This is a genomic window from Faecalibacterium sp. IP-3-29 (genome assembly GCF_023347335.1).
Classification (GTDB): Bacteria; Bacillota; Clostridia; order Oscillospirales; family Ruminococcaceae; genus Faecalibacterium; species Faecalibacterium duncaniae.
In genome coordinates this window covers 128,550-141,186 of record NZ_CP094471.1, presented here as the reverse complement: position 1 = coordinate 141,186, position 12,637 = coordinate 128,550, and the positions used below count along the sequence as shown (strand labels likewise).

General features: G+C 60.2%; 14 protein-coding genes. 2 read left to right on the top strand and 12 right to left on the bottom strand.

The features are described 5' to 3' along the window. Positions 1-3 precede the first annotated feature (3 nt). The 12 genes from MTP40_RS00650 to MTP40_RS00595 all read right to left on the bottom strand — a co-directional run bounded on the left by MTP40_RS00650 (position 4) and on the right by MTP40_RS00595 (position 10,456). Positions 4-513 carry an N-acetyltransferase gene (locus MTP40_RS00650; RefSeq protein WP_097769844.1) on the bottom strand — a complete coding sequence of 170 codons (510 nt, stop codon included), beginning with the start codon at positions 511-513 and terminating at the stop codon, positions 4-6. A 124-nt stretch (positions 514-637) separates the two neighbouring features. Then, the gene (locus tag MTP40_RS00645; RefSeq protein ID WP_035393429.1) at positions 638-1,015 is read right to left on the bottom strand and encodes a helix-turn-helix transcriptional regulator; all 378 of its coding nucleotides are present in this window, start codon (positions 1,013-1,015) and stop codon (positions 638-640) included. 163 nt (positions 1,016-1,178) lie between these two features. After that, on the bottom strand, positions 1,179-1,847 hold the full coding sequence (gene phoU / locus MTP40_RS00640; RefSeq protein WP_207684307.1) for a phosphate signaling complex protein PhoU: 669 nt from the start codon (positions 1,845-1,847) through the stop codon (positions 1,179-1,181). A gap of 13 nt (positions 1,848-1,860) precedes the next feature. After that, a complete protein-coding gene (pstB, locus tag MTP40_RS00635) occupies positions 1,861-2,625 on the bottom strand; it encodes a phosphate ABC transporter ATP-binding protein PstB (protein WP_097769780.1) in 765 nt (254 codons plus the stop codon). 172 nt (positions 2,626-2,797) lie between these two features. After that, the gene (pstA, locus tag MTP40_RS00630) at positions 2,798-3,655 is read right to left on the bottom strand and encodes a phosphate ABC transporter permease PstA (protein WP_207684306.1); all 858 of its coding nucleotides are present in this window, start codon (positions 3,653-3,655) and stop codon (positions 2,798-2,800) included. Next, the gene (gene pstC / locus MTP40_RS00625; RefSeq protein ID WP_005928677.1) at positions 3,648-4,547 is read right to left on the bottom strand and encodes a phosphate ABC transporter permease subunit PstC; all 900 of its coding nucleotides are present in this window, start codon (positions 4,545-4,547) and stop codon (positions 3,648-3,650) included. Before pstC ends, pstA begins: the two co-directional genes overlap by 8 nt. Before the next feature lie 20 nt (positions 4,548-4,567). Continuing rightward, the gene (locus MTP40_RS00620; RefSeq protein WP_249259649.1) at positions 4,568-5,455 is read right to left on the bottom strand and encodes a phosphate ABC transporter substrate-binding protein; all 888 of its coding nucleotides are present in this window, start codon (positions 5,453-5,455) and stop codon (positions 4,568-4,570) included. A 214-nt stretch (positions 5,456-5,669) separates the two neighbouring features. Then, positions 5,670-6,185 (bottom strand): twin-arginine translocation signal domain-containing protein, encoded by a 516-nt coding sequence (locus MTP40_RS00615; protein ID WP_154276823.1) that lies wholly within the window; start codon positions 6,183-6,185, stop codon positions 5,670-5,672. Between the two features lie 88 nt (positions 6,186-6,273). Continuing rightward, entirely contained in the window at positions 6,274-6,879 is a 606-nt protein-coding gene (locus MTP40_RS00610; RefSeq protein ID WP_215665997.1) for a GNAT family N-acetyltransferase, read from the bottom strand. Continuing rightward, positions 6,876-8,003 (bottom strand): N-acetylglucosamine-6-phosphate deacetylase, encoded by a 1,128-nt coding sequence (gene nagA, locus MTP40_RS00605; protein WP_005928694.1) that lies wholly within the window; start codon positions 8,001-8,003, stop codon positions 6,876-6,878. The genes MTP40_RS00610 and nagA overlap by 4 nt, the downstream gene beginning before the upstream one ends. Before the next feature lie 52 nt (positions 8,004-8,055). Continuing rightward, on the bottom strand, positions 8,056-8,784 hold the full coding sequence (nagB, locus tag MTP40_RS00600) for a glucosamine-6-phosphate deaminase (protein WP_207697164.1): 729 nt from the start codon (positions 8,782-8,784) through the stop codon (positions 8,056-8,058). A 199-nt stretch (positions 8,785-8,983) separates the two neighbouring features. Then, complete coding sequence (locus MTP40_RS00595) at positions 8,984-10,456, bottom strand: PTS transporter subunit EIIC (protein WP_156066334.1); 1,473 nt, start codon at positions 10,454-10,456, stop codon at positions 8,984-8,986. Between the two features lie 315 nt (positions 10,457-10,771). Between MTP40_RS00595 and prmA the strand changes: the two genes are divergently transcribed. Both prmA and MTP40_RS00585 read left to right on the top strand, forming a co-directional pair. Next, positions 10,772-11,686 carry a 50S ribosomal protein L11 methyltransferase gene (prmA, locus tag MTP40_RS00590; RefSeq protein WP_154276821.1) on the top strand — a complete coding sequence of 305 codons (915 nt, stop codon included), beginning with the start codon at positions 10,772-10,774 and terminating at the stop codon, positions 11,684-11,686. Positions 11,687-11,873: 187 nt separating this feature from the next. Beyond that, positions 11,874-12,617 (top strand): RsmE family RNA methyltransferase, encoded by a 744-nt coding sequence (locus MTP40_RS00585; RefSeq protein ID WP_249259648.1) that lies wholly within the window; start codon positions 11,874-11,876, stop codon positions 12,615-12,617. Positions 12,618-12,637: the final 20 nt, after the last annotated feature.

Here is a 12,637-nt window from a genome sequence, read left to right as displayed (position 1 = left end):
GGTTCAATCCCGGCGCAAAGGCAGGGTAAGGGACATTTTCTGGTAGGCAATGCGGGGCGTGCCATCCTCCACATGGATGATGCCGCACTTGGTAAAGCCGTTTTCTTCCAGCAGGTGCTGCATGATCTTGTTGTCGGCGTGGGTGTCGGCCCGCAGGCTCTCGCAGTGCTCCAGACACCAGGTGATCACAGCGGCGGCAACGCCGGGGTGCCTGCCCGCCGAAGCCAGCCGGTGGATGGTGCCGTAGGGCAGGGTATCGTTCAGCCACTTGCCATCCTCGATCCGGGCATAGGTGGGGTCCGGGCCAAGGATAAAGGCAAACACGCCCTCCAGCTCGCCGTTGACAAGGTAGAGGAACAGCCGGTTGGAATCAATGTCCTCTTCCAGCAGCTCCTGCGGCGGGAAATGATCTCCCCACTGGGTGGGGTTGCCGGAATCCGCCATCGCCTGCCGGGCGCGGGCATAAATTTTCAGGATCGCATCCAGATCTGCACGTCTTGCTCCACGAAACATCGTCATCCAACCTCTCTTCCGGCAGGCCGCTGCCCGCCCTGATCGTTCTGCCTTAATATAACACAAAACGGCCCTCTCCGTCAAAGCCTGCTGCAAAGGCGGAGAGGGTCGTTCACTGATGCGCTTATGTGCGCTGGCTGCGTGCCCGGCGGTACTCCCGGGGGCTCTGGCCATACCGCTCATGGAACAGGCGGTAGAAGTAGCTGGTGTTCTCGTAGCCCACCTGGGTGATGATCTGCTGGATGTTCAGGTCACTGCGGCGCAGCAGGCGGGCGGCGGTCTCCATCCGGTGCTTCTGCAGCAGCTCCTTATAGGTCTTTCCGGTCTGGGCCCGGACGCACTCGCTGACATACGCCAGCGAAACGCCGTAGCTGCGGGCCACATTGGAAAGGCTTGCTTCGCGGTAATTCTGGGTGATCTCCTGTAATGCCGCCTGGACCAGCGCTTCGCGGCTGACCGCCTCGCCGCGCGTTTCCAGCGGAAAATTCTTGGTCTGTACCATAGCGTAAAACCCTCCGTTGCGGCAGCGGCGGGCGGGGACAGGGGGATGCCGGACACCCGCCGCAGCCAGTTCATCAGGCTTTCTGGGGAAGCCTTTCTGCCTATAATACGGGCGGGTCACAGAAATAATTGCAAATAGCTCAAATTTTTACAGAAACAAAAGATCAGAACATATTTTCGTTATGATAACGCCCGCTGCGGACAAACTCCACCCACTCGGCCAGGTTCACGGCGTGGTCGCCGATGCGCTCCAGATATTTGATGACCATGAGCAGATCCAGGGCGGCATCCACCTTGCCGGGGTCGGCGGCGATCTCCTGCGCCAGCGTATGCTTGATGGCGTTGAAATCGTAGTCCACCTCATCGTCGGCGGCAATGACCCTGAGGGCGGCCTGCTCGTCCTCAGAGGTCAGGGCATTCAGGGCATCCAGGATCATCTTGTGCGCCTTCTGGCCCATCTTGATGGCCTGGCTCACAGCAGGGTCACCCTCCTTGCGGACAGTGACCAGATGGGGGATGATCTCCGCGATATCGGAGGCATGGTCGCCGATGCGCTCCACATCCGTGACCACCTTCATGGCGGTGGAGATGCGGCGCAGGTCGCCTGCCACCGGCTGCTGGCGGAGCAGCAGGGTCATGCAGCGGTGCTCAATGTCCCGCTCCATGTTGTTGATGCGGCCATCGCCCTGCGCCACGGCGGCGGCAGCCTCGGCATCGGCGGTGCAGAGGGCTTCCATTGCAGCTTCCACGGCATCGGCAGCGCTCTGCCCCATCTCGGTCAGGGCCGTTTTCAGGGCGGCAAGGTCGTTTTCGTATTGTGTACGGTTGCTCATTGCGTTTTACTCCTTAGCCGAACCGGCCCGAAATGTAATCCTCGGTGCGCTTATCCTGCGGGGTGCTGAAGATCTGCGCCGTTGGGCCGGCTTCCACCAGCTCGCCCAGCAGGAAGAAGGCGGTGCGGTCGCTGATACGGGCAGCCTGCTGCATGTTATGGGTCACAATGACCACAGTGTAGTTCTTTTTCAGCTCGCTCATCAGCTCCTCCACCTTCATGGTGGAGCCGGGGTCCAGGGCACTGGTGGGCTCATCCATCAGCAGGACTTCGGGCTTGACAGCCAGGGCGCGGGCAATGCACAGGCGCTGCTGCTGGCCGCCGGAAAGGCCCAGAGCGCTCTTTTTCAGGCGGTCCTTGACCTCGTTCCAGAGGGCGGCACCCTTCAGGGAGCTTTCCACCAGCTCGTCCAACTCTGCCTTGTTGTGCACACCGTGCAGCCTGGGGCCGTAGGTGATGTTATCGTAGATGCTCATGGGGAAGGGGTTGGCCTTCTGGAACACCATGCCCACCCGGCGGCGCAGCTCGGTGGGCTGCATCTCGCGGGCAAAGATATCCTGCCCTTTCAGGCGGACATCGCCCTCGATGCGGATCCCGGGCACAAGGTCGTTCATCCGGTTCAGGGTCTTCAGGAAGGTGGACTTGCCGCAGCCGGAGGGGCCGATGAGGGCCGTGATCTCCCGCTCGCCCATGTCCAGCGAAATATCTTTCAGCGCCTTGAAATCCCCGTACCAGAGGTTCAGGTTTCTGGCTGTGATAATGGGTGATACGTTTTCCATAGTTTTCCTCGAGATCTCCTCGTGTATTAAACCCCTCAGTCTCGCATACGCTCGACAGCCCCCCTAGTAGTGGGGCCCTTGGCATAGAGGGGAACTTGCAGTGCTTCACGCTGCGCCAGGGCCGCCCCTATTAGGGGCGGTGGCAATGCGAAGCATTGACGGTGGGGTTTATCTACTGCTTCTGTTTCAGTTTGGTTTTGGCCAGCCGGGCTGCCAGATTGATGGCAAGCACCAGCACCAACAGCACTGCACCAATGGCCCAGGCGGAGTCGAAATCGCCGTCCTCAAAGGCACGGAGGTAGAGCAGCACCGACAGGGTGGCACCGTTGGAGGTGTAGGCCTTGAGCACGCCGCTGGCAATGACCTCGGCGGCACCGGCGGTGAAGAGCAGCGCGGCGCTTTCGCCCACGATGCGGCCCACGGCCAGGATGCAGCCGGTCACAATGCCGTCGATGCTGCAGGGCAGCACGATGGTGCGGATGATGTGCCATTTGCCCGCGCCCAGACCCAGCGCGCCCTCACGGTAGCCCTGGGGCACCGTTTTCAGGGATTCCTGGGTGGTGCGGATGATGGTGGGCAGGTTCATGATCACCAGCGTCAGGCTGCCGGAGAGCAGGCAGGTCTGGAAGCCCAGCGTCTGGGCGAACACCAGCATACCCACCAGACCGTAAATGATACTGGGGATGCCCGCCAGCGTCTCGTTGGTGAACTCGATCACCGAGATGACCTTGCGGTTCTGGGCGTACTCGGTCAGGTAAACGGCCGCGCCCACACCCAGCGGCAGTACGATCAAAAGCGTCAGCAGGATGACATACAGCGTGTTGAGGATCGCAGGCAGGATGCCGTCCGTTCCCCTCAGCACACTGGCGGTGGTGGTCAGGAATTTCCAGCTGATGTGCGGGATGCCGCGCACCAGCACCATGCCCAGAATGCCCGCCACCAGTACGATGACCAGCACAGCCGAAGCCCAGACCAGAGCGTTCATCACGCGGTTCCAGGTGCGGCGGGAGGCAGAAGCACTGTTATTCATCGCGCTTTCCTCCCTTCAACACCACATTGAGCAGGATATTGATGCCCATGATAAAGACGAACAGCACCAGCGCAATGCTGAACAGCGCCTGTTTCTGCAGGCCGCTGGCGTAGCTCATCTCCTTGGCAATGGCGGTGGTCAGGAAGGTGACGCTGCGGAACAGGCTGTCCGGCATGTTGGGGCTGTTGCCAGCCACCATCATCACGGCCATGGCCTCGCCGATGGCGCGGCCGATGCCCAGCACGATACCGGCTGCAATGCCGCTCCTGGCAGCGGGGACGCTGACCTTGAACCAGGTCTCGGCATCCGTTGCGCCCAGAGCCAGGCTGCCCTGCTCATACTCCGGCGGCACAGCGTTGAGCGCTGTGACCGACACCGACACGATGCTGGGCAGGATCATCACCGCCAGCACCACGATGCCGCTCAGCAGGCAGGCACCGGAGGCCTTGCCAAAGGTCCTGGCCACGGCGGGCACCAGCACCTGCATGCCCAGCAGGCCGAACACCACGCTGGGGATGCCGCTCAGCAGCTCAATGGCGGTCACGACCACGGTGCGCACCTTCGGGCCTGCGGCCTTGGAGAGGAACACCGCCGTCAGCAGGCCGATGGGCACACCGATCACGGTGGCACCCAGCGTGCCGTAAACGCTGGACAGGATGAAGGGCAGGATGCCGTAGGCCGGGTCGGCAGCGGTGGAAGCCCACCGGGTGCCGAACAGGAACCGGAACAGCCCGATCTTCTGGATGGCAGGCACACCGGAGAGGACCATGTACACCGAGATCAGGAGCACACAGCCCACCGCCAGAATGCCGCAGAGGAAGAAGATGAAGTTCATCACCGCTTCCAGCCACTCAGCAGGGGTTCTGGGGAGAGAAATCTTTTTGTTGTTCATAGCATCATGGCTTTCCGCAATTACTCATTCACAGGAACAGCACCGGCAGTGCGGATCAGGTCAGCAGCATCGGCACTGGTGGCAAAGTCGAAGAAAGCCTGTGCCTGCTCAGACAGGGTGACAGACTTGTTGGTGACGAACACGAAGGGGCGCTGCACCTCGTAGCTGCCGTCCTTGACGGTCTCCTCGCTGCACTCCACGCCGCCAACGGTGACCATCTTCACGGTGTCGCCCACAGCGGACAGGGAAGCGTAGCCGATGGCCAGAGGGTTGGCCTCCACAGCGCTGATGACAGCGCCGGTAGCGGTCAGCTCCTGCGCGTACTTGCAGCTGTCCTTGACATCCACGATGCTCTCAAAGCCATCACGGGTGCCGGAGCCAGCCTCACGGCCGATCAGAACGATCTCGCCGTCGTCGCCGCCCACCTCAGACCAGTTGGTGATCTCGCCGGTGAACATCTGCTTGAGCTGGTCAACGGTCAGATCCTCGACCTTGCTTGCATTGTTGACGATGATGGCGATGCCGTCCAGAGCGATGGTGGTGCCATCCACGTCAGCCTTCTCGTCGTCCTTCAGGGCGCGTGAGGACAGGCCGATGTCCAGGGTCTTATCGGTAGCACCGGTGATGCCTGCGCCGGAACCGGTGGGGTCGTAGCTGACGGTGACACCCGGCTCAACCTCAGCAAAGCCCTCGGTCAGGGCAGCGATGACGTTCTTCATGGAGGTGGAACCACCGGTAGCAACGTTGCCGGACAGGGCAGCAGCGGTGGAAGATGCAGCAGAGCCTGCAGCAGTAGAGGTGGAAGAAGCTGCAGCAGAGGAAGCAGAACCGCCGCAGGCGGTCAGGGCAGCAGCGGCAGCAACTGCACCGCAGACAGTGAGAAACGAACGACGTGTGATCTTTTTCATAATATTTGTCCTCCAAACATCCGGGCTTTCCGTTCCCGGCTCTTGTTTTCGTGTTTTCCTTGGGTACGGCACTATTGTATCCCAGTCGGTAAGCCGCTTCGACCACAAGCGGGAAAAATCGAGGTAAATTGTTTGGACATGTTTTTGCCCCAATGTAAAATTTGGGCGCAAAAAAGCCCGGGGTGCGGGTGCACCTCGGGCTTTTTGGGGGATATCAGACTTTATCGACAGCGGAGACTGTCACTTTGCCGTCACTCGTCAGAGCAAACTCGGCTGTCTTGCCTTGCAGGGTCACATACATCTTGAAGGGTACGCCCTGCTTAAAAGAACCGTACCCACTGGCCTTTGCACGGAACTGCGGCACATAAGTCTTTGTCAGTTTAGAGGAGATTTCCTCTTTTCCATTGGTCAGTTCCAGCGCGGTCTTATCAATTTTTGCCACAAAGACACCGGCAAAATTGTATTTGATCTCGCTGGCTGCACCATTGTACCGAATCCGCACATTGGGTTTGCAGAGGTAGCCGTTGGCGTTCTCATTGCCCACGACCTCATCACCAGTGATGGTCATGTTGCCGGTCATGGTCACTTCAAACTCACCCAGCCCGATGGTTGCGGACGGGATCTCGCTGCCGCCCCCATCGCAGCCGGTGAGGACACCAGCGGCAGAAGCGGCCAGCACAGCGGCGGCAGATGCTTTCAGAAAATCACGGCGGGAAAAAACATTACGCATCAGAAATTCCTCCCATCTCAGATCTGGTTTGTTCCTATTACCATAGTACCATATTTACCCAGACTGTCAAGGGACAGAATTCAACCTCTCAGAACTGCACCTCCACGCCATCGGGGCGGTAGAAGGTGACGTTCCTGCGCCACTGGGGCTCGCCCATGGTGCGGCGGTAGCAGTCTGCCAGCTGCCGCACGGCTTCCTCGGGGCTGCGCACCTTTCCGCCGCAGCAGGGGAGCACCAACACCCGGAACCAGGCATCAAAGAGATGCTCTGTCCAGCCGGTGTCCTTGGCCCCGCACCGGGCGTAAAAGCCCAGGCGGCGCACAGCCATGGCCTCATCCTCGGCTTTTTCGGGGCACTCCGCTTCAATGAGGATGGCCTGCGCGCCCTTCTCGTGGTCAGGCAGGGCGGCAAGCAGAGCGGCTCCGATGCCGCCGGCCCGATACTGGGGCAGAACGGCAAAGTAGTCCAGCTGGCTCACCTCACAGCCCACGGGCCGCACCATCAACAGATACGCCACCAGCGCGTCGTCCTCATACACGCCCCAGGTGTGGGCGGTACCGGCGGCCTCGCTGTTCAGGATCATGCTCAGGGGCTTCAGCTCTCCGGCAGGAAAATCCCGGCGCATCTCGTTCAGGTAAACGTTCGTCAGCTCTTCGGCGGTCAGCAGCCGCCAGGTCAGGCTCTCGGGGTTCATACGATACGGGTTCCTTTCTGGTAGACAGCCTGAATATTCAGTTCCTTGTCCGCCAGGATCACATTGCCGTAGCGGCCTGCAGCCAGACTGCCGTAATCATTGTCGATGCCAATGCTCTTGGCGGGGTTTTCGCTGGCGGCGCGGACAGCGCTTTCCAGCGGGACATTCATCTCCAGCACGGCACGCTTCATGCAGTCGTACAGGCAGGTGGCACTGCCCGCAATGGTGCCGGGGTGCTCGGTCAGGGTGGCGCGGGGGCCGCTGACCGTGACCGCCTGACCGCCCAAGCTGTACTGGCCGTCGGGCAGGCCGCAGGCCATCATGCTGTCGGCGATCAGGATGACATGGTCATCCCCGAAGGTGTTGAAGGTGAACCGCACCATGGCCGGGTGGATGTGAACGTTGTCGGTGATGAGCTCCACCTCCGCGCCCCGTTCCAGCGCCGCAATGATGGGGCCGGGCTCCCGGTGGGTGATGCCGGGCATGGCGTTGTACAGGTGGGTCATGTGGGTCGCGCCTGCGTCAAAGGCGGCGTTGGCGGTGTCGTAGCTGGTGCAGGTGTGGGCAATGGAGATCCGCACCTCGTCATGGCAGGCGGCAATGAACTCCAGCGCACCCGGCTCCTCCGGGGCGATATCCACCAGCTTGATCAGGCCGTTTGCCCGCTTCTGCAGGCGGCGGAACATTGCAACATCCGCCTTGTGGAGATACTCCGGGTTCTGGGCACCCACCTTGTTGGGGCTGATGAAGGGCCCCTCCATATTGATGCCCACAAGGTCTGCGCCTCTGCCGTTTTGATGGGCGGCGGCGGCATCCATCACGCCGTTCAGGATCTCTTCCGAGAAAGTCATGGTGGCGGGGCAGATGGCCAGCACACCCTTACCGGCCTCAAAATCGGCCAGGGTCTGGATGGCTTCTTCATTGCCGTCACAGAAATCCTTGCCCATGGCACCGTGGAAGTGGATATCCACCAGGCCCGGCAGAGCGTAAGCGCCCTTGGCATCCACGATTTCTTCGCCTTCCTCCGGCTGTGCAAAGGGCACGATGCGCCCCTCCCGGATGGTCAGGCTCCCCTCCTCAAAGGTGTGGCGGGGGGTATAAATCAGAGCATTTTTGATGATCATTTTAATGCCTCCTAAACCTCTCCGTCTGCTTCGCAGACGGAGAGGTTTTGTCTTACAGCAGGCTCAGTGCTTCCTCATCGGCCACAAGGATGCAGTCGGGGTGCATCTGCAGGATGGAGCCCGGGCACTCGGGGGTCACAGGGCCGGAGACGACTGCCTTGACTGCCTTGGCCTTTGCCAGACCGTTGGCCACCACCAGCACCTTGCGGGCCTGCATGATGGTCTTGATGCCCATGGTGTAGGCCTGCTTTGGCACCAGATCCTCGTTGCCGTCAAAGAAGCGCTTGTTGGCCTCGATGGTGGCAGGGGTCAGATTCACGCAGTGGGTCTCCAGCTCAAAGGCCTCACCCGGCTCGTTGAAGCCGATGTGGCCGTTGGGGCCAAGGCCCAGCAGCTGCAGGTCGATGCCGCCCACGCTGTGGATGATTTCGTTGTACTTTTTGCAGGCATCCACAGCATCGGGGTTGGTGCCGTCGGGCAGGTGGATGGCCTCGGGGCGGATGTTGACCTTGTCAAACAGGTTCTTGTGCATAAAGCTCCAATAGCTTTCGGGGTGCTCCTTGGGCAGGCCGCGGTACTCGTCCAGATTGACGGTGGTGACCTCAGAGAAATCCAGGTCGCCCTTGTTGTACCAGTCCACCAGCTGAGCGTATGCGCCAACAGGGGTGCCGCCGGTCGCCAGACCCAGCACGCAGTTGGGCTTCATAATGACCTGTGCGGAGATGATGTTGGCAGCCTTGCGGGACATGTCCTTGTAATCTTTTGCACGAATGATCTTCATAATGGGGAACCTCCTGTTATTTTGCTTTGTTGTTTTCAGTATAGCATATTTTCCGGCCAAAAGGGTAGCCGGTTTGTGAACAAAACAAAATGCCGCCGAAAGCGGGGCGTAAACGCCCGCCCTCAGCGGCATTTTTACAGTTTGGGAATGGATGCGGAAGCAACCAGCCTTCCGCACGGAAACGTGCTCAGAAGGATGCTTACAGCATCTTCTTCAGCTCATCATACACGAACTGCACCTTGGTGCCGATGATGACCTGGCAGGTGGTCTTGTCGGGGCGGATGACACCGGCAGCGCCGGCAGCCTTCACAGCCTTCTCATCCACAGCGGTGTAATCCTTAATGGTGAAGCGCAGGCGGGTAGCGCAGTAGTCCACGCTGGAGACGTTCTCCTTGCCGCCGATGGCCTTCAGCACGCCAGCAGCAACCTCAGTGTAGTTGTTGTTGGCCAGAACGACCTTCTTCTCAGCCTCTTCGGCATCCTCGTCCTCACGGCCGGGGGTCTTCAGGTCGAACTTGGTGATGGCGAAGTAGAACACGAAGTAGAACACCACGAATGCAGCGATGCCCAGAGGAATGATCATCCAGGTCTTAGCAGCTGCAGGCAGAGAAGCGGAGAACACCAGGTCGGTAGCACCTGCGGAGAAGCAGAAGCCAGCACGGAAACCGGAGTAGTAGGTGATGATGGTGAAGATGCCGTACAGAGCAGAGTACACAACGTACAGCGGGAAGCACAGGAACATGAAGCCGAACTCGAAGGGCTCGGTAACGCCGCAGACGAAGGCGCAGATAGCAGCGGACAGAACCAGACCGATGGCAGCCTTCTTGTTCTTGGCGGTACGGACCATAGCCAGTGCAGCACCGGCGATACCGAACATCATGCAGGGGAAGAAGCCGGACATGTACATACCCAGGCTCCAGCCCACATCAGCAGAGGTCTCACCTGCCCAGAAGTGGGACAGGTCGCCCAGGCCGATGGTGTCGAACCAGAACACGTTGTTCAGAGCGTGGTGCAGGCCGGTGGGGATCAGCAGACGGTTCAGGAAGGCGTAGATGCCAGCACCGATGCCGTCCATGCCTTCGATGCCTCTGCCAATGGCGACCAGTGCATCGAAGATGACGGGCCAGACGAACAGCAGAGCGACAGAAACAACGATGGAGATCAGGCCGGTGGCGATTGCAACGAAGCGCTTGCCGGAGAAGAATGCCAGCCAGTCAGGCATCTGAGTGCTCTTGAACTTGTTGTAGCAGGCTGCACCCACCACAGCGGCCAGGATGCCGATGAAAGAGTTGCCGGCCACCTTCTGGAAAGCGATGTAGGTAGCGGTGCCCTCTTCCAGGGTGCGCACCATGCTGACCACGCCGGGGCTCAGCAGCTGCTGCATCATCAGGTAGCTGACCAGGCCAGCCAGACCAGCGGTACCGTCGTGGTCATCAGCCAGGCCCACAGCTGCGCCGATGGCGAACAGCCATGCCATGTTATCGATCAGAGCGCCGCCTGCCTTGACCAGCAGGAAGCCAACGGTGTAAGCTGCACCGGAAGTTGCAGCACCGGGGACACCCATGACACCCGGGGCCAGAGCATAGCCGAGACCCATCAGGATGCCGCAGATCGGCAGCACAGCGACGGGAAGCATCAGAGCTTTGCCCAGTTTCTGGAGATACTTCATCATAAGACACATTCCTCCTTAAAGAATGTTGTTGTTATGGAGGCCTCTGGTTGCAGGCTGTCCATAATTGCGTAACAATATTTTAACACATCCTCCGAAAAAAAGAAATAGGGTTCACGCCCGTTTTCGCAATTTTGCACCAAAAATCCTTGAATTTGCATCTTTCGTGAAAAACTTTTTGGAATTATTGCGCATTTCGGAGCAGGATTTTGAAAAAACTTTTCTTTTGCCCTTTCTCCCCAAACCGCTTGCATCCCGCGCCGGAATCGGGTACTATACTTATAAATAGAAAACACAAGACCCAGGGAGGTTCTTTTTATGGAATGGACTGATATCCGCCTGACCGTGGCCAAGGCCGATGCCGACAACGCCGAGGCTGTTGCCACCATGATCGCCGAAGGCGGCATCTATATCGAGGATTACAGCGACATCGAGCAGCAGGTGGCCGAGATCGCCCATGTGGATCTGATCGAGCAGGAGCTGCTGGACAAGCCCCGCGACACTGTGATCATCCACATGTATCTGGAGCCGGGCGCTTCCCCCGTGGAGACGCTGGCCCTCATTCAGGCCCGGATGGAAGCGGCAGGCATCGCCTACACCGTGGAGACCGAGGGCGTGGAGCAGGAAGACTGGCAGAACGGCTGGCGCAAATACTACCACCCCATGGACATTGGCAAACGGCTGGCCATCGTGCCCTCCTGGCAGGAGTACGACACCGACCGCGTCAAGCTGATCCTTGACCCCGGCCTTGCCTTTGGCACCGGCGGCCACGAGACCACCAGCCTCTGCCTGGAAGCGCTGGACGAGCGGGTCAGGGGCGGTGAGCGGGTGCTGGACATCGGCACCGGCAGCGGCATCCTTGCCATTGCCGCCCTCAAGCTGGGCGCAGGCAGTGCCGAGGGTGTGGACATCGACCCCGTGGCCGTGCGCACCGCAGGCGAGAATGCGGCCCTGAACGGCGTGGCCGACAAGCTGACCGTTCTGGTGGGTGACCTGTCCGACAAGGCCAGCGGCAGGTACGATATCATCACCGCCAACATCGTGGCAAACGCCATCATCAGCCTTGCCCCCGCCGTGCCCGGCCTGATGGCCGAAAACGCCACCTTTATTGCCAGCGGCATCATCGACAGCCGCAAGGACGAGGTGATCGCCGCTCTGGAAGCCGCCGGCCTGACCGTGCAGGAAGTGAAGGAGAAGCGCGGCTGGGAGTGTATCGTCTGCAAAAAAGCGTAATTGCAGAAGCTTTCATGATTTCTTTCAGCTGGCTTACCCTCTCCGTCACCTTCGGTGCCACCTCTCCCAAAGGGAGAGGCCTTGGCAAAAAGATGAAGTTTGCGTGGACTGCCAAAGGCTCCCACTTTGGGGGAGCTGGATTTGCGAAGCAAAGACTGAGAGGGCGAGGACGTTTAAGGAGAACACTATGCCTCACCGTTATTTTACAACCGAAATCTCCAATGGCACCGCCACCCTGCGGGGGGCCGATGCCCATCATCTTTCCCGCGTGATGCGGGGCAAGCTGGGGGACACTGTCATCTTATGTGACGGCAACGCCGTGGAATACACCGCCACCATCACCGGCTTTGGGCCGGAGACGGTGGAGTTCAGCGTGGAGCCGGGCTATCCCAGCGCCGCCGAGCCCAGCGTGGAAGTGACCCTGTTCGTGGGTTACCCCAAGCAGGGCAAGCTGGAACAGGTCATCCGCCACGGCGTGGAGCTGGGCTGCACCCACTTTGTGCCCTTCTTCAGCCGGTACTGCGTGGCCGCCCCCAAAAAGGAGGAGCAGAAAAACGAGCGCTACAACCGCATCGCCTTTGAAGCCGCCAAGCAGTGCGGCCGGGGCGTGCTGCCGGATGTCGCCCTGCCCCTGCCCAACTTCGGGGCCCTCTGTCGCAGTCTGGAAGGGTACGATCTCGTGCTCTTCTGCTACGAGCTGGGCGGCGCGCCCCTGCGCCAGCTGCTGGCAGACGCACAGCCTGCCGACGGCCAGCGGCTGAAGATCGCCCTCATCACCGGTGCCGAGGGCGGCTTTGCCGTGGAAGAGGCTGAAATGGCCGCCAATGCCGGTGTGAAAACGGTCGGCCTCGGCCCCCGCATCCTCCGGTGCGAGACCGCCCCGCTGGCGGTGCTCTCTGCCGTGATGACCCTGACGGGTAACTTGGAGTAATTTTTATTTCCACATATACA